The sequence below is a fragment of the Methanohalophilus levihalophilus genome (genome assembly GCF_017874375.1).
Lineage (GTDB): Archaea > Halobacteriota > Methanosarcinia > Methanosarcinales > Methanosarcinaceae > Methanohalophilus > Methanohalophilus levihalophilus.
The window spans coordinates 426,282-442,805 of record NZ_JAGGLK010000002.1 but is presented as its reverse complement, the minus strand read 5'-3'; the positions used below and the strand labels follow the sequence as shown (position 1 = coordinate 442,805).

The window sequence follows — 16,524 nt, the reverse complement described above, 5'->3', positions numbered from 1 at the left end:
TTCAGGATGCTGTCGGTTTTGCATCGATTGGAATCGTAAATGTAAAAGTGCTGCCCTTACCCACTTCACTCTCAACCTGGATTTCACCGCCGTGCAGTTCGACCAGTTCCTTCACAATGTAGAGACCAAGCCCTGATCCACCATGTCTCCGGGTTGCAAATTCTGCAAGCTGCTTAAACGGCAGGAAGATATTCTCAAATTCTTCCTCCGGGATGCCGGCTCCCGTATCTATAACGGAAATCCGGAGCATGTTCCCTTCATCCGATGCAACAAGCCTCACGGAACCGCCCTCTTCCGTAAACTTAATGGCATTGTTGATAAGATTGTAAAGAATCTGCTTGATTCTCTGCTCATCTGCCACCATATAATCTGCATTGCTGTTGTTTTCAACCTTGAGAGATATGCATTTGCTGGCAGCTATGGGGTACAGGAGACTGGTAGCCTCATCAAGGAGATCAACCAGATTAAACCTAGAATATTCCAGTTCTGTAGTTCCCGACTCCACCCTTGAAATGTCCAGCACCGAATTGATAATCTGAAGAAGATGGGTGCCGCTTTTGGAAATATTACCTAAATAGTGCTTCTGTTTTGAATTCAGCGAGCCAAAATTTTCCGCGTCAAGTATCTGGGAAAAACCCAGTATGGAATTAAGGGGTGTGCGCAATTCATGACTCATAGTTGAAAGGAAATCACTTTTCGCACGGTTACCAGCCTCTGCATCTATTTTTGCATTCAGAAGTTCAGTTTCCGCCTGCTTGCGCACGACGATTTCAGCCTTGAGCTGCCTATTGTTTTCAGAAAGCTCAGCTGTTTTTCTCCTGACCTGGTAATTCAGGGATACACTTGCAATTACGAAAAACAGTAACAATCCGCCTCCGATTCCTGCAACCATCTTAACCCATCCGGGAATTCCAGGATCGGATTCAGTTTCAAACCATTTCGCTTCTGCCTGATAGTAAACAGACTCACTGTCGCCTTTCAGCAAAACCATGTGCTCATCCAGAGTCTTGAGAATGTCTTGGTTCGTACCATTTGGAACTGCGAAATACATCTGGAATGGAGAGAAAACTATGGAAGTTTCATGAATATGATATTCATCCTTGTGTTCAGGATTGTAGCGTTTTCCCACAATACCCGCATCTGCGGATTTGCCTTCAATAGCCTCAAATAACCGATCATAGTCAGCAACTTCAACATACGTACAGTTTACCCCGAAATTGGCGGCATAACTCCGGAAATTGGCATAGAACAAATCGCCCTGAACTGCAACAACGGTTTTTTTATCCAGATCAAAAACAGAATGGATTGCCGAGTCGTGGTGAGTGTAGACCTGACCCCATTCCAGAATGACAAACTCACTTGAATAATCGAATATTTTATCGCGTTCCTCGCTGTATACGACGTCTGTGAGCAGATCAATCTCACCACTTTCAAGCCTTTCAAGGCTTTCAGCCCAGGACCCGGGAACATACTCGATGGCCCAGTTCTCCTGTGCAGCAATGTGCTCAAGCACATCAACGGTAAATCCGCTTGCTTCCCCTGTATCATCTATGAAAATTACCGGTTCATACTGGGCAACGCCTACTTTTATTGTCTCACCTTGTGCACCAACCGGACAAACTGATGCGGACAAAAAGAGAGCTGCAAGGATAAAACAAAATAATACTTTTTTGAATCCGGAAAGGTTGTAGGAAACTGGATCTTCTGGCATATAATACTCCAAAATTCAGTATGATGGCAACCTGTTGCTCATAATAATTAACTCTCAAATAATATTAATATTTATCCATTAAGTGGTTTTTGATATAGCGAAAGCGTCATGAAAAGCCTCCGTTCAAAAAAAGTAAAACTTTCTCTTTTCCGGCATTCAGAAAACAGAAGTAATGCTTATTCCCTGCTCACGCAGGAGTCTTCACCAGCCTTTGACTCGCAGAGTTTTCCGGCAGTGACCATTTGCCGGATTTTGTTATCGATGTCTTCCTCAGGGAAGCGAATGGACAACAAACTTTTAAGAATGTTTTTCTTAAGCTCGATTCCCGGAGCCACATACATCAGGATATTGCGCTCAAGGGCATCCGGAAAGCCACTCTCCGGTTCACCATTGCCATCAACAGCAATTCCGTTTATAACCGCCAGCTTCCGATAAAAACTGCTGGTGTCAGGGAGATAGGCAGGAGAAGAAACATCAGCTTTTTCAGGGATTGCGGACTTCTCCGCATTTGATACACCCGTCTTTTTGACACCAAGGCCCTCCTCAATGGCAGTAAGTCGGGAATTGATAAACTCAAGGGTCGTCTTCACCTCTGAAAGCTTTTCCGAGTCATCTGTCTTATCCCCGAGAAGATCATCCTCTATCAGGGAAACAATGTATCTCTCGGATTGGGGAACCAATAGCAACTTCCCATATAATTCGTCGGAAACATAAATGGTAAGCTCTTTCATTTTTAATCCCCTGTTGGTAACAGTTTAGAACTAACGATCCTATGCAATTTCCTGTTTAAATACCCATTCCTTTGCTCATATGAGTTTGTGGAAAGGATGATCAGGTGAAGAAGTAACGTTTTCAAAAGGTGCAGACTCGGTCAGAATGATATCCGACATCGCACACAATGGGAATACAAGTGGCGCATTCTCAATGGGGCCGTAAAGCACGAAATTCCCACCTGCGGCCTGCTGAAGAACCGCCGAGCCCACATCACACATCTTGTAGGCAAGTGGATCGATTTTCCTCTTCTCCTTAATCCATTTCCAGGAAGAAGGAGCATTGTGAATTCCAGAGCCTACAGGAAGACCCCATTTTGCCTTGGTTGCAAGACTTACCCTCAGGCTTATCCCTGAACCATTGCCCATAGGAGTAATCCCGGGATCAATCAGCCGATTGGTAATTCCGCATTCAATTGCAATTTCAAGCAGACCCTTATCAAGCAGGTTTCCGCCATTCTCAAGCATGGCCATCCTGCCTTCAAAGGAAGAATCAACTGCATTAAAACCGAGGATTATCGCACTATCAATATCTGACTGCGCAAGGAAATCGCGTTCTTCCGGAGTAATGCTCATGTTAATGGAATTGTAAACAGCCCTGTCCGCAAGGCCGATTTCTTCCATATACCCGGCCACCTGCATCCTTGCAGCAGCATCCGGAGAATCAATAATCAATGGGGCATCCGTTATTTCGGAAACAAAATCAACGTAATTTGTAAGAGCAGTGGCAGTATTGCCGAAAATATGAACCATATGAGGATTGCCGGTTTCATCCGAAGCTGATGCCTGTCCGTTGATTAGATCTTCGGCACCTGCACGGTTAAAAATTCCCTTGTTTTCATCCTCCACAATAATGTGCCCTTCATAAAAAATAGTACCAGCGAGAGCTGTTGCAAGTTCCCCGGGATTTCCTCCGATCTTCACTCCTGCAATATTGGCAATTTCCTGCTTGTTTTTGAACCTGAACATTTCTAAAATCTCCCTCAATCAACCTCATATATCAATCCGCATGACGTATCCATAAACACGTTTTCCGCAACAATAACATCCGCATCAACTTCATCCAGCGAAAACGGACATCTTCTGGAGGGCTGCTGGAACATCATCGGCTCTTCCGGGAAAGCGTCGCCTTTATCCTTGTATTCCTCAACAATTCTGAAGATTTCATCGAGATCAGTGAGCCCGATATTTTCAATAAAAGTGACCTGCCTCTGGAACCTTTCAATCATGGTTCCGTCAATATTCTCAATAAACGGAATAGCACCCTCTGAACCTATTATCCTGCCATTCTCATCAATACCATTATTGTAAAGTGAAAGCAGCGTTTGTCCTGCGAGATGCCCACGTGATTCAGCACCACAAAGCAAAATATAGCGGATATTGGAATTGGAAATTACATTCGCAATCACTTTCTCGGCCCCGAGATTCTCCGTCTTGCAGCTTCCCCAAATGGCTGCGTTCTCATCGGGTTCCATATGGCTTGCAAGGGTAACCACGGCAATCCGGGAACCGGGATCACCTGAAGCACAATCTCCTTTTACCACAGGCCAGTTGGCAGTTGTATTCTCCATTTTTCAAACCTCTTCCCTTGTTTTTACAAGAGCGCTGGCAAGCATAATGGCAAGCGTGTAGTGCCCGCCAACTCTTGAAGTATCAACAAAAACATAATCATCCATCAAAACCGGTGCACCGATTCCATCCCCTCCCCCAAGAAATACAAGACTACGGAACATCAAATTCCCTGTAATCCCATCGGGTGCAAGAATAAAATTAGATTCTGAAATCGCATCTTCTATGAGGATGGTATAGTGCTTGGCCTTGATACCCATCTCCTGCAACCTGTTTGCGATAAAATCACCCTCTGCAAGAGTCCGGTCAACCTCCCGGTCTCTTCCAAGATCGCCCATCCTGCCACCGGAAAGTACACCGACTGAAGGCTCAACTCCGAACCTGCGGATGTAATCGGCGCTTCTTCTCACAAGTTCAATTTTGTCAGATATGGAACCTCCTTCATCGATTCCCACAGGAGCCAGAAAAAAAGGAGTGCCATCTGCGGTTAACAGGAAAGCCACACGATATAGCTTGTCAATTCCTGTCACCTTTTTCAGATGCGATAATGTACCCGACGCTTTGGCAGTCCCTCTTACAACTGCGTCGAATTCCCCGGATGCAAGCAGGGTTCCAAGTGCGGTTTCCGGATCAAGAGTATCAATAATTTCAAGTGAAGTACCTATTTCGGAAATCTCACGGGCATTGCCCACCAGCACGACTTCAGCATAGCCCTCCTTCATGGCATCCTCAGCACTCCGAATTAGTTTCGGAGTGGGATTACGCACTCCCAGAGCAACACGGGCCTTTGTAGCAAGTGCTTTGTTTCTTATGATATCCAGAAGCTTTTCAGTGCCTTCCTGCATAGGTATTACCCTTCAAAATAATAGTAAAATGAAGACAACACAAACATTAATTAGTTTTCCCCTTTTATGTTATCCGGGATTAGCGATGACAGCACCTACGGATTGGGCCGAGAAATACAGACCGCAAACTCTTGCGGATGTAATTGGAAACAAATCTGCCGTGGAATTTCTCTGGAAATGGGTCGGTGACTGGGAACACAAAACACCGGAAAAAAAGGCAGTAATACTTTATGGACCACCAGGCGTAGGAAAGACATCAGCAGCCCTTGCTCTTGCATCACAAATCGGCTGGGAAACAATCGAGATGAATGCAAGTGATCAGAGAACAGCCTCAGCTCTTGAAAGAGTCGCAGGATCCGCGTCACAAATGGGTACACTTACCGGTGGCTACAGGCGCCTTATTATTCTCGATGAAGCAGACAACATGCACGGCTCTTCAGACAGAGGAGGGGCTCGCGCCATGGCTGCAATAATCAAGAAGACAGACCAGCCAATTGTACTTATTGCAAATGATCTCTACGGGATGTCCTCCTCAATTCGTTCTCTTTGCGAAGAAGTGAAATTTAATTCCATGCAGCAGCGCTCCATTATTGTCGCACTCAAGAAGATCTGCCAGGATGAGAAAATTATGTGCGGCACAGGAGTCCTCGAAAAAATCGCATCAATGGCAGGTGGGGATCTTCGTAGCGCCGTGAGAGATCTTCAGGCAGTGGCTACAGGAAAATCTGAAATTCATCCTGAAGATATTGCAACCGCTGAAAGGGACACCAAAGAATCTATTTTCAAAGTCCTCTCCAAAGTGTTTCAGGAAAGTGATCCTGTTGCGGCCCACAGGGCGACCTTTGATCTTGACGAAACCCCCGAAGACTTGATCCAGTGGGTGGACGAAAACCTTCCGGAGCAGTATCTTGACAAAGGGGAAACAATGAACGATGATGTTGCCAATGCATACCGCAATCTTTCACATGCAGACAGGTATCTTGGCAGGGTAAGGCTGCGACAGAATTACGGCCTCTGGAGATATGCCGGATTTCTGTTAAGCGGTGGAACTGCTGCCTCAAAAGTGCACCCTCATTCAGGATTCAGGAAACTGCAGCCACCTTCCCTCTGGAGAAGAATGGGGCAGATGCGTGCCAAAAGGGATATGCGAGACAACATTGCTGCAAAAGTCTCAGGTCATTGCCATGAACCAATAAGAGACTCACGTGGAGATTCCATGAGACTCTACAGCAGGATTATCGAAGATGATGAGAGGGCTGTGGATGTTGCTACAATCCTGAAACTCGATGCCGATGAGATAGCATACCTTAAAGGAAAGAAAGTCGGCAAGAAAATCCAGAAGATTTACGAGGAATCCCTGAAGAGGATGGGTGAGAAGGAATCCGAGGACATTGATATTTTCATCCAAGAGAAGAAGGAAGTGAAACAGGCAACCCGCTCCCTTGACAGTTTTGTTGCCACTCCTGAACCGGAAGACCCCCCCAAAGCAGAGAAAGCTCCTCAGAAAAAGCCACAGAAGACTCTGTTTGATTTCTGATTTTTTGAAGGAAACCTATATTTAGACACCTACCCAACATTTATGCATAAACGGGGTTTTGGAAAATCTTTGGTTAATCAGGAGTTGTGGATATGGAAGCAGAGTACGATGTTATTGTTATTGGAACCGGTGTTGCCGGCCCGGTATGTGCCAATAAACTTGCCAGATACGACATGAAAGTTGCAATTGTGGATTCAAGAGAATACGGCGGAACATGTGCCCTTCGTGGATGTGTCCCGAAAAAGGTTCTTGTGGGAGTGGCAGAGCTTGTTGAAAGAACCGAAAAGTTCCATGCAGTTGGTGCCGTGGATTGTGCAGCATCAATCAACTGGAAAAAACTCATTGAATTGAAAGAGACTTTTGTTGATTTCCAGCCTGCCCAAAAAGAAGCCGAATATGGACAGAAGGGCATTGACACTTATCACGGACAGGCAAGATTTCTCAGTCCCGATACAATTACCATCGGCGACAAACAGCTTAAGGCAAAATACATTTTCATCGCAACCGGAGGAATCCCAAAACCCCTTGAATTCAAGGGACATGAGCATCTTGTAACAAGCGAAGATTTCCTTGAGCTTGAAACTCTGCCAAAAAGGATTCTTTTTGCAGGAGGAGGCTATATTTCCTTCGAATTTGCACACGTTGCTGCAAGGGCAGGGGCCGAAGTCACAATCCTCCAGAGAGGAAAACATATTCTCAAACATTTTGACTCTGACATGACAGACCTGCTTACAAAAGCAAGTGAGGAAGCAGGCATAAAAATCCATACTGAGCATGTTGTAATAGCTGTGGATAAAGTGGGGAATGAATATGTTGTAACTGCCGCCACACCCGCGGGGGAGGAAACGTTCATCTGTGACCTCGTGGTTCACGGATCGGGCAGGATTCCGGCACTCGAGGGAATGGATCTGGAAAAAGGAAATGTGGAACTTGAAAACGGTGGTATTGCAGTTAACGAATTCATGCAAAGCGTTTCGAACCCGAAGGTCTATGCCGGTGGCGATTGTGTCAAAATCGGTGCACCTCTGACACCCATTGCAAGTCTTCAGGGAACGGTTGCTGCGTCAAATATCCTTTCAGGAAATACCAAAACTGTTGACTACAACGGCGTTCCTTCAGCTGTTTTCACAATCCCAACCCTTGCAAGCGTGGGAATATCCCTTGAAAAGGCTGATGAAAAATACGACGTGTACTTCCACGATACAAGTGACTGGTACACTTCAAGAAGACTGCAGGAGAATATTTCGGCAACCAAAGTCATTGTGGAAAAGGAAACAGGCAAAATTGCCGGGGCACACCTACTTGGATCGGAAGCTGCTGAAGTTATCAATATTTTTGCCATGGCAATGCGCCTGGGAATAACCCTTGATGAATTCAAAAAGGTAGTTTACGTATTCCCGACAATGGCTTCAGACATCCAGCATATGATCCGGAAGTAAAGCATAAATCGTGTCTATGCATATTCTTTTTCTTTTTGAATAACAGTAGCTCTCTACTTTGATCAATATCTCCGAAATCTGGTTGTGTGTAGTTTGATCACAATCTTTATATCCTTGCAAGTACATGTGTAACATGTAGGCTACATATATTGAATGAAACTAACATAAGTTAACTGGTGAGAAGGTGAGCAATATGAAAAAGACGCTAAACATGCTATTGGTTGGAGCAGTACTTCTTGCAGGTGCAGGAATGGTTGCCCTCACATTGCAAACTGAAGAAGTTCAGGCTGCATATGGATACGGTCCAATGTCCGGAATTGGAGGTTGCCCTGTATACAACCAGATAACAGGCACAGCCACCAATTATGATCTGGCCGTTGAAACTCTCGATGATGCTCTTGAAATAGCGCAGGATCAGATTGATCCTGATGTAAAAGAGGACAACATCTACCAGATGGGCAGATGGTGGGTTGTGTATTACACAAACGATGACGGTGTCGTAATGCAGAGCTACATTGACGCTTTCACTGGAGAAGTTGTTGATAGCACAAGCCAGACATATAATTATGCTCCTGCAAGACGCGGATACGGATACGGCATGATGCATGGTTACGGCTATGGTCCGGGAATGGGCTATGGCGGTGTGTATCGCTAACGATAAAATGGTGTGAAGTCCCTGTCATTTCAAAAGATATTGACTACCACCACCACAGATGGCAGGGACTTCCACAAACTTACTCTTTGTCTTATTTTTTGATACCGGGATGATACCATGATGGGATACGGATTTTATGGAGGATATGGGAGTTTTGGAGTCTTTAGCATGATATTCAATCTGATAATATTGCTTGTCCTGATCTGGGCAATATCTTCATATTTCAATAACAGAACATGTAACAATAATAACCCGGATGAGCGCCTGTCACGCATTGAAAGGCAGGTAGAGAGCAATCGGGAAACTTTGGACAGGATACTGAAAAAACTGGAATAAACCCATGATATTTACCAGAATAAGAATTGGTAAAGATTAATATGAAAATAAAAACATATTACGAAGAACCATGATGCACTATTACAATACCTTTGGAGTTCTGGATTATATTGTGCAAATCCTTTTCATATTACTGATTTTGGGGATAGCCATCGCATTCCTCAGTCGATCCGGCCTCATGAATACAGGAAACAATGAGAAGTTGGTTGCAATGGAAAAGGATATTGTTGAAATTAAAAAGACTGTCGAGGAAATCAAGGAAAAGCTGGAAGAGATCTAAGATTATTCAAGCTTCCTATATCTGACCATTAAACTGACCACTATGGCAAAAACAATGCAGCAGATAGTATCGATAGGAGAAGCTATTTCCCATCCCCTTAGGCTTAAGCTCTTGTGCATGCTTTCAGAAAGAGAGTGGTATGTATACGAACTTGCAAAAGAGCTGAACGTTTCACGTCAGGTACTATACCTGCACCTGAAAAGGCTTGAAAAAGCCGGTTTTGTAGAAAGCGATCTCCGTCTTGAAGACGATGATATGCGAGCAAAGAAATTCTTCCGGCTGAAAGATTTTGATGTATCCATCAATATTGAAGATTTGAAAAAGTTCTTTGATTGATTTTTTATTAGTTCCTTTTTTCCCGACCAGCAACATATCAGATTACCTGTTCCGAATCCCCATTTCCTGATCTATTTCCGCAGCTATAGCCTCGAGTTCATCGAACATGCGCTGTGAATCTTTCCGCATTTCCTGAACTGCAGCCTTGAGACTTCCTCCACGGAGGTACAGTTTTCGTTTTTCCCGGTAAACAAGACCGGAATTAATGAGGTTTCTTAAGTGATGATTCACCCTTGAAGGATTGACACCAAGGGAATCTGCAATCATTTCGGAAGAAATACGTTCTTTCTCAGAAATGTTATCAAGCAGGCTCATGACTATACGAGTAGCCATGTTATCCACATCTCTTCCTGACGATAAGCCGAAACTGTCACAAAGCCAATAGACATCCTTTTCAAGGGTTTTTTCCCGGGGTTTATCCAGGTTTACCAGGACTATCTGTCTAGCCATGGAAGAAGGTTGGAAGTAATGCTATATATACCTTATTCTGAATTGTCGATATCATATCTATAAAACATATATTAACTGAATGATTTGCATAACGTTTATATATAATAAAATCTGATTAGATGTGCAAATACTAATTTAATGAAAAGTTAAACATTGCTACTATCAAATTCGACTTGTCTTGCTGCTGATCGGGGAAACAGCAAGCAGACAGGCAAATATTCTACCAAATGGGGAACAAGATTATGGATATTAACCAATTTACACAAAAGGCACAGGAAGCAATCCAGGCTTCAAGAACAATTGCTGCAAGGTATTACAACCAGCAGATTGATTCTGAACACCTGTTTCTTGCATTATTGGAACAGAGCGGGGGATTGGTACCTTCATTACTGGAAAAGGTGGGTGCTGAGCCTTCCGACTTGCAGGACAAACTGGAAGACAAACTCTCACAATTACCACAGGTTTCAGGACCTGGAAGCGAGAACGTTTACTATACCCAGCGTGCCATTCGTGTACTCGACAATGCTACATCCTTAGCTAAGAAGATGAAAGACGAGTACACCAGTGTTGAGCACATCCTCCTTGCGCTCGTAAAGGAGAAAGAAGGAGAAAGCAAGCGCTTACTTGATGAAGCAGGCGTGAATGAAGCAGCACTTCTTGAAGCCATCAAGGAAATCAGGGGAAATCGTCGCGTGACATCCGAGAATCCAGAAGATACATACAAACCGTTGGAAAAATACGGAATCGACTTCACAGAACGTGCTTCACAGGGTAAGCTTGATCCGGTTATCGGCAGGGATCATGAGATCCGACGTTCCATTGAAATCCTTTCAAGACGCAGGAAAAACAACCCAGTCCTCATCGGTGAAGCCGGCGTGGGTAAAACTGCTATCGTAGAGGGATTAGCCCAGCGTATTGCAAAGAAGGATGTCCCTGATGCGATGAAAAACAAGAGGATTGTTGCCCTTGACATGGGAGCACTTATTGCAGGTGCAAAATTCCGCGGGGAATTCGAGGAAAGGCTCAAAGCAGTCCTCAACGAAGTAGCCGAATCCGCAGGCCAAATTATTCTGTTCATTGATGAATTGCATACAATTGTAGGTGCAGGTGCCACAGAAGGCGCAATGGATGCGGGAAACCTCCTCAAACCAATGCTTGCACGTGGTGAATTGCACTGTATCGGTGCAACCACCCTTGATGAATACCGCAAATATATCGAAAAGGACGCTGCCCTTGAGCGCAGGTTCATGCCTGTGACAGTGGAAGCTCCTGACGTGGAAGCAACCATCTCCATCCTCAGGGGACTGAAAGAAAAGTACGAAGTACATCACGGTGTCCGTCTGAAAGACAGTGCACTCGTAGCTTCCGCAGTATTAAGTGACCGTTACATTTCCGACAGGTTCCTGCCTGACAAGGCAATCGACCTGCTGGACGAAGCTGCTTCCAAGGTGAAGACAGCAATCGACAGCAAACCTGCTGATCTCGATGAAGCGGACAGGAAACTCCTCCAGCTTGAGATTGAGAAGGAAGCCCTGAAAGCCGAAAAAGACGCTGCATCAAAGGAAAGGCTGCAGAACCTTGAGAAGGAAATTGCGGAAATCAGGGCTGAATCCGATGCAATGCGTACCCGCTGGGAGAATGAAAAGCAGAGCATTGCGCACCTGAATACTCTCAAAGAGCAGATCGATGAAACTAAAACAAAACTTGAACTTGCCGAGAATGAAGGTGATTTCGAACTTGCATCCCGCCTGAAATACGGTGAACTGGTACCTCTCCAGCGTGACTATGCGGAAGAGGAGGCAAGGCTGCAGGAAAAGCAGACCACTATGCTACTCAAGGAAGAAGTCGACGAAGAAGATATCGCAAATGTTGTCAGTGAGTGGACTAAAATCCCGATTACCAAACTCATGGAAGGTGAAAGGGAGAAGCTCATCCACCTCGAAGATAACCTTCACAAGCGGGTCATCGGACAGGATGAAGCTGTAAAGGCAGTTGCTGATGCAGTTATTCGTGCACATGCAGGCATCAAGGATCCACGCAGGCCAATCGGAAGTTTTATTTTCCTCGGCCCAACCGGCGTGGGTAAGACTGAACTTGCAAAGGCTCTTGCAATGGAACTCTTTGATAGCGAGGATCGCATGATCCGCATCGACATGTCAGAGTACATGGAGAAGCACACCGTTGCGAGGATGATAGGTGCACCGCCAGGGTACATTGGGCACGATGAAGGCGGACAGCTCACAGAAGCAGTCCGGAGAAATCCGTATTCAGTAGTCCTGTTTGATGAGATTGAGAAGGCACACCACGACGTGTTCAACATCATGCTGCAGATGCTGGATGACGGCCGCCTCACCGATTCAAAAGGAAGAACTGTGGATTTCAAGAACACAATTGTCATCATGACTTCCAACATCTGTGTGGAATACCTGACCCGGAAACTCGGAGAGGGTGAAACCACACCTCATGATGTGGCCGACCCCTTCGATGCAGCTCATGGAAAAGGAGAAAAGGTGGAAGACTATGGCAAGATGCAGGAAATCGCCCTGAACGAACTCAGCAAGTACTTCCGTCCCGAATTCCTTAACCGTGTGGATGAGATTGCCATATTCCGTGCTCTTACAAAAGAGCAGCTCACTCACATCGTGGATATCAAGGCAGCAGATCTTGTCCAGAGGCTCAAGGAGCGCAGAATAGATCTTGAGATCACTCCAGAAGCCAAGAAATATCTCGGCGATGCCGGCTACAGCCCGACATACGGTGCAAGGCCTCTTAAGAGAGTGATCCAGAATGAGCTGGAAACCGCAATTGGAAAACTCATCGTCAGTGGAGAAGTTATGGAATCAGACACCGTCGTCGTTGATGTCGATGATCGCGGAGTTACTTTTGAAGTCAAAAAGGGAGAAGAGCATATCTGATCTCTCTTTTTGCTTTTACTGTTTTTAATTTTCGTGTATATTTTGTGTAACTTTTTCGCGTATATTTTGTGTAACTTTTTCGTGTATATTTTGTGTAACTTTTTCGTGTATATTTTGTGTAACTTTTTCGTGTATATTTTGTGTAACTTTTTCGTGTATATTTTGTGTAGCTTTTTTGTGTAGCTTTTTTGTGTATATTTTGTGTAACTTATCCTGCACATGATTTCTTATAATTTTTACGCGAATTTCTTGAATCGCCTTTTGGTATGTATTTTGTGTATTTTTCTCGCATGTATTTCATATAACCTTTTCAAAGAATGATTTGTATAACCTTTTCGTGTATATTTCGTGTAACTTTTTCGCGCATATTTTGTATAATTTTCTCACATATTTTTTGTGCAAATATTTCATAAATACAATTAGAACCTTTATTGCATACGTTTCTGAAGAGTTTTCACTCATATATATTGTATAACCTTTTTCGTGTACATCTTGGAAAAATTCTACCCACCGTCCCAGATGCTTTTTTTGTATATTTTGTGCAAATTATGCGCACCATTTCGAACATCATTTTGCAGATTCTTTCGCATAATCAACGACACACCGGCAATAACAATAGCCATTGATTGCGTTTTTCTGGATACATACCGATGCCGCCCCACAGAATGTATTTTCATACGAATCATACAAATTCAAACCACCAATGAAAACCTATTAATACATCAAAGATCTATCTTTAAATGCAAATGACATTATTTTGAGAGGTCATGAGAATGATTAAAGTGCAGTACAAACCAGGTTGCATAACAATAACATATGGAAATGAAGACTCTGCCCCCGAAATGACATATGATGAAAATGGAATCACCATTTCCGTATCCAAAAATCAAATTGGAAAATCTGGGAAACAGTATGCACTACCAACAGAAAGTGTCAGTGAAAAAGATGAACAAGATATAATAATTCCTGAAATTGATGAAATTATCAAGTTCATTGTTAGTAAAAATGATTTTTTGCACGATAATGCTGCAATACACAACCACTTTTTTGGGAGACCTCTTAGTTCACGGAATGACAAGGAAATATATCAACAAACAATCTCCCTAATACGTCAAGCTAGAGAATTCATTGCGGATAAGTATAATGGAGTATGGGTAGAAGAAAAGAAGAAAACTGGAAATCGACGTTTTAAGGCATACAGATTTAAAAAGAACACAAGCAACAATAATCCAGTTATTACGTTTTGAAATAAATCATAACGGCCGGGTAGCTCAGTGGTCTAAAGCGGCTGGCTTAAGACCAGTTATAATGTCCTCCAGGCATTCATGGGTTCAAATCCCATCCCGGCCGCATTTTTATGATTTATTGCAACTTGTATAAAACACGCCAAATGCAACAAGTTACACCTAGTTAATGGTGTAATATTATTATTCATATACTTTTCCATAAAGATAGGGCTTTTTTTTATTAATTCTGCTGCATAGCACATTTTAATTGTATTAGAAAATGACTTGGCATATTGGATTTAACTGAATTTTTTGAAGAGAAACTCACTCCTCATAATACTGCCGTGGAATCTTCATAATCGGGGATTCAAGATAAAGCATCAGTGAAAGGAACAGCATTGTAGAAAACACGTGCAGGAAAATCTCAGGCAGCAGGTAGGAAACAATCGTTGCCGAGAAAAGAACGGTGACAAATGCCAATGCCCTTGTACCTCTGAGCTTTGGATACGGATGATCGCTGATCATAAGGTATGCGAGGAGTAGCATCATGCTGAAAAGGAAATATGGGTATACATATCGCGGGAAAAGCAGCATATAAGATGAAATAACAACTGCCGATGCGGTTATTGGAAGCCCCTCAAAATCCGGAATACTTTTTTGTTTTGTACTGAAGCGGGCAAGCCTCAGGATGCCACCTGAAAGGTAGATCACCGCTATCAATGCGGCCGGAATGCACAACTCGCCGCAGTACAGGAAATACACAACACAGGCAGGAGCGACACCAAATGAGATGACATCTGCAAGGGAATCAAGGTATTCCCCAAGCGGACTGCTGCAATTCATGCGGGCAAGATAACCATCTACCCCGTCTGCGACCGCAGCCATTAGGATCAGGACAAAGGCAAGAGAGAAGTAACCTTCATGGGCTGCAAAAATCGCAGATAATCCCAGTGAAGCGTTGATTAATGTAGCAACATCTGGAATACCAACTGTCCTGAAAATTTTCATTCGTTCATTCCTTCGAATAGTCTTTTGCTATGGCAAGACGGCTCTGGCCTGCAAGAACCTTGTCGCCAATCTTACGGCTGATTTCAAAGTCATCCGGGACTGTTACATCCACTCTTGAACCAAGACGAATCATTCCAATCCTCTGGCCCTGTATAACTTCATCACCTTCCTTTACATAAGAAACTATCCTTCTGGCAAGCATTCCTGCAATCTGGGTAACCTTAATATCCCCAATTGCCGTGCTCATAGCAATTTCGGTGCGCTCATTGCGCCACGAATCCTTTGAAAAAGCGGGTAAGAGACTTCCGTTTTTGTGCTCCACCGAAACAATAGTACCGTTAAACGGAGCCCTGTTAACGTGCACATTATGCACATTCATGAAAATGCAAATAGTGTTACCCCTGATATCCACTACTTTTCCGTCTGCTGGGGACAAGATGCAGTTTTTACAAACCTTAACATCCCTTACAGGGTCCCTGAAAAAAATTATGAAAAATACTGTAACAAGTGAAAAGAAACCTGTAGGGTAAAGCAGAGCAGTCAATTGGGTGTAAAGATACAGGAAAAAAGGGGCCAACGCACAAACTGCAGGGCTGAGTATCCACAAATAGGAGCCTTTTGCAAGCATTTATCTTATCCCTGAAAGCTTTTCGGTGACACTTCTCATCCAGGTTGTCACCAGTTCAAATACACCGTCTATTAAATCAAAGAGCTCCGGAAGAATCTTCAAGACAGCATATCCGATTACAAACAAAGCAATAAGTGAGCCAAATTTTGCAATCCCGTGGTGGGCAATCTCAAAACTTGAGACTCCAAACCACTGTTCTGCATAGGCTACGATTACAAAAGCATCCCGAAGAACATTCAGGAAATAAATTACCGGTACAGATACCATGAATGCGGATACAACTTTTTTCATGGGTGCTTTCACAGAGGTGATTAAACCCATAAACAGGGCAATGCTCTCAATTGCAGTACATGCAAGGATGATTTCCACAGTGTAACCGTAAAGTGAGATAGTGTTCCAGGTTGAAGTAACCGAATAACCAAGGGTTTGGAGAGTAAAAACCGTATTGGAAGTTACCGTCGATATTATCCAGTGGTTAAGTGACTCCATTTGCAGGAACGGGAAATAGAAAAGTGAACCTATGGCAGCCACCCCAGTAACCATTGAAGTTACGTCTATTGATTCAAGAGTGAAATCCCGCCTCCTGTATTCATCCACCATCGTATATGCGAGGAAGAAACAGAAAATAGCGACCAGTATCGTAAGAATCACATTGAAATAATCATGGATCTCAAGATAATGGATGGGCTGGTATGCCCAGTGTATGCCAAAAAACACCCACCCCAGGGCACCAATCGGCTTTCTGAAAAAACGGGAGCTTGGTATGACAGCCGAAAGAGCCATCAATCCCAATGCGAACCATAAAGCGTATTCTATCAT

General features: G+C 43.8%; 17 protein-coding genes and 1 tRNA gene. 9 read left to right on the top strand and 9 right to left on the bottom strand.

Annotated features, from left to right (window positions below; all coding sequences use genetic code 11):
* Nucleotide 1: 1 nt before the first annotated feature.
* From J2755_RS05955 to mtxX, 5 genes are all read right to left on the bottom strand, one after another.
* On the bottom strand, nucleotides 2-1,711 hold the full coding sequence (locus J2755_RS05955; RefSeq protein WP_209680911.1) for an ATP-binding protein: 1,710 nt from the start codon (nucleotides 1,709-1,711) through the stop codon (nucleotides 2-4).
* 176 nt (nucleotides 1,712-1,887) lie between these two features.
* A complete protein-coding gene (locus J2755_RS05950; RefSeq protein ID WP_209680910.1) occupies nucleotides 1,888-2,442 on the bottom strand; it encodes a hypothetical protein in 555 nt (184 codons plus the stop codon).
* A gap of 75 nt (nucleotides 2,443-2,517) precedes the next feature.
* On the bottom strand, nucleotides 2,518-3,450 hold the full coding sequence (gene mtrH, locus J2755_RS05945; protein WP_209680909.1) for a tetrahydromethanopterin S-methyltransferase subunit H: 933 nt from the start codon (nucleotides 3,448-3,450) through the stop codon (nucleotides 2,518-2,520).
* A 14-nt stretch (nucleotides 3,451-3,464) separates the two neighbouring features.
* Nucleotides 3,465-4,052 carry a tetrahydromethanopterin S-methyltransferase subunit A gene (locus J2755_RS05940; protein ID WP_209680907.1) on the bottom strand — a complete coding sequence of 196 codons (588 nt, stop codon included), beginning with the start codon at nucleotides 4,050-4,052 and terminating at the stop codon, nucleotides 3,465-3,467.
* Nucleotides 4,053-4,055: 3 nt separating this feature from the next.
* Complete coding sequence (mtxX, locus tag J2755_RS05935; protein WP_209680905.1) at nucleotides 4,056-4,895, bottom strand: methanogenesis marker protein Mmp4/MtxX; 840 nt, start codon at nucleotides 4,893-4,895, stop codon at nucleotides 4,056-4,058.
* A gap of 85 nt (nucleotides 4,896-4,980) precedes the next feature.
* Between mtxX and J2755_RS05930 the strand changes: the two genes are divergently transcribed.
* From J2755_RS05930 to J2755_RS05905, 6 genes are all read left to right on the top strand, one after another.
* A complete protein-coding gene (locus J2755_RS05930) occupies nucleotides 4,981-6,432 on the top strand; it encodes a replication factor C large subunit (RefSeq protein WP_209680903.1) in 1,452 nt (483 codons plus the stop codon).
* A gap of 92 nt (nucleotides 6,433-6,524) precedes the next feature.
* Nucleotides 6,525-7,871, top strand: coding sequence for a dihydrolipoyl dehydrogenase family protein (locus J2755_RS05925; protein ID WP_209680901.1), 1,347 nt, complete (start codon nucleotides 6,525-6,527; stop codon nucleotides 7,869-7,871).
* A gap of 193 nt (nucleotides 7,872-8,064) precedes the next feature.
* On the top strand, nucleotides 8,065-8,526 hold the full coding sequence (locus tag J2755_RS05920) for a PepSY domain-containing protein (RefSeq protein WP_209680899.1): 462 nt from the start codon (nucleotides 8,065-8,067) through the stop codon (nucleotides 8,524-8,526).
* A 117-nt stretch (nucleotides 8,527-8,643) separates the two neighbouring features.
* A complete protein-coding gene (locus J2755_RS05915; protein ID WP_209680897.1) occupies nucleotides 8,644-8,862 on the top strand; it encodes a hypothetical protein in 219 nt (72 codons plus the stop codon).
* A 70-nt stretch (nucleotides 8,863-8,932) separates the two neighbouring features.
* Nucleotides 8,933-9,142, top strand: coding sequence for a hypothetical protein (locus J2755_RS05910; protein ID WP_209680895.1), 210 nt, complete (start codon nucleotides 8,933-8,935; stop codon nucleotides 9,140-9,142).
* Between the two features lie 42 nt (nucleotides 9,143-9,184).
* Nucleotides 9,185-9,478 carry an ArsR/SmtB family transcription factor gene (locus tag J2755_RS05905; RefSeq protein WP_209680893.1) on the top strand — a complete coding sequence of 98 codons (294 nt, stop codon included), beginning with the start codon at nucleotides 9,185-9,187 and terminating at the stop codon, nucleotides 9,476-9,478.
* Between the two features lie 42 nt (nucleotides 9,479-9,520).
* Here J2755_RS05905 and J2755_RS05900 read toward each other — a convergent pair whose 3' ends face one another.
* Nucleotides 9,521-9,928 carry an ArsR family transcriptional regulator gene (locus tag J2755_RS05900; RefSeq protein WP_209680891.1) on the bottom strand — a complete coding sequence of 136 codons (408 nt, stop codon included), beginning with the start codon at nucleotides 9,926-9,928 and terminating at the stop codon, nucleotides 9,521-9,523.
* Nucleotides 9,929-10,170: 242 nt separating this feature from the next.
* Here J2755_RS05900 and clpB point away from each other — a divergent pair, with 242 nt between their 5' ends.
* The 3 genes from clpB (at nucleotide 10,171) to J2755_RS05885 (ending at nucleotide 14,193) form a co-directional block, all read left to right on the top strand.
* Entirely contained in the window at nucleotides 10,171-12,843 is a 2,673-nt protein-coding gene (gene clpB / locus J2755_RS05895) for an ATP-dependent chaperone ClpB (protein ID WP_209680888.1), read from the top strand.
* A gap of 773 nt (nucleotides 12,844-13,616) precedes the next feature.
* Nucleotides 13,617-14,090 (top strand): hypothetical protein, encoded by a 474-nt coding sequence (locus J2755_RS05890; protein WP_209680886.1) that lies wholly within the window; start codon nucleotides 13,617-13,619, stop codon nucleotides 14,088-14,090.
* A 13-nt stretch (nucleotides 14,091-14,103) separates the two neighbouring features.
* A tRNA-Leu gene (locus J2755_RS05885) sits at nucleotides 14,104-14,193 on the top strand.
* 200 nt (nucleotides 14,194-14,393) lie between these two features.
* On the opposite strand, the gene J2755_RS05880 is transcribed toward J2755_RS05885, so the two are convergent.
* From J2755_RS05880 to artA, 3 genes are read right to left on the bottom strand one after another with little or no spacing between them, the layout of a single operon-like run.
* On the bottom strand, nucleotides 14,394-15,077 hold the full coding sequence (locus J2755_RS05880; RefSeq protein ID WP_209680884.1) for an archaetidylserine synthase: 684 nt from the start codon (nucleotides 15,075-15,077) through the stop codon (nucleotides 14,394-14,396).
* Nucleotides 15,078-15,081: 4 nt separating this feature from the next.
* Complete coding sequence (locus J2755_RS05875) at nucleotides 15,082-15,705, bottom strand: phosphatidylserine decarboxylase (protein WP_209680875.1); 624 nt, start codon at nucleotides 15,703-15,705, stop codon at nucleotides 15,082-15,084.
* Nucleotides 15,706-16,524, bottom strand: coding sequence for an archaeosortase A (gene artA / locus J2755_RS05870; protein ID WP_209680873.1), 819 nt, complete (start codon nucleotides 16,522-16,524; stop codon nucleotides 15,706-15,708). It lies immediately after the preceding gene.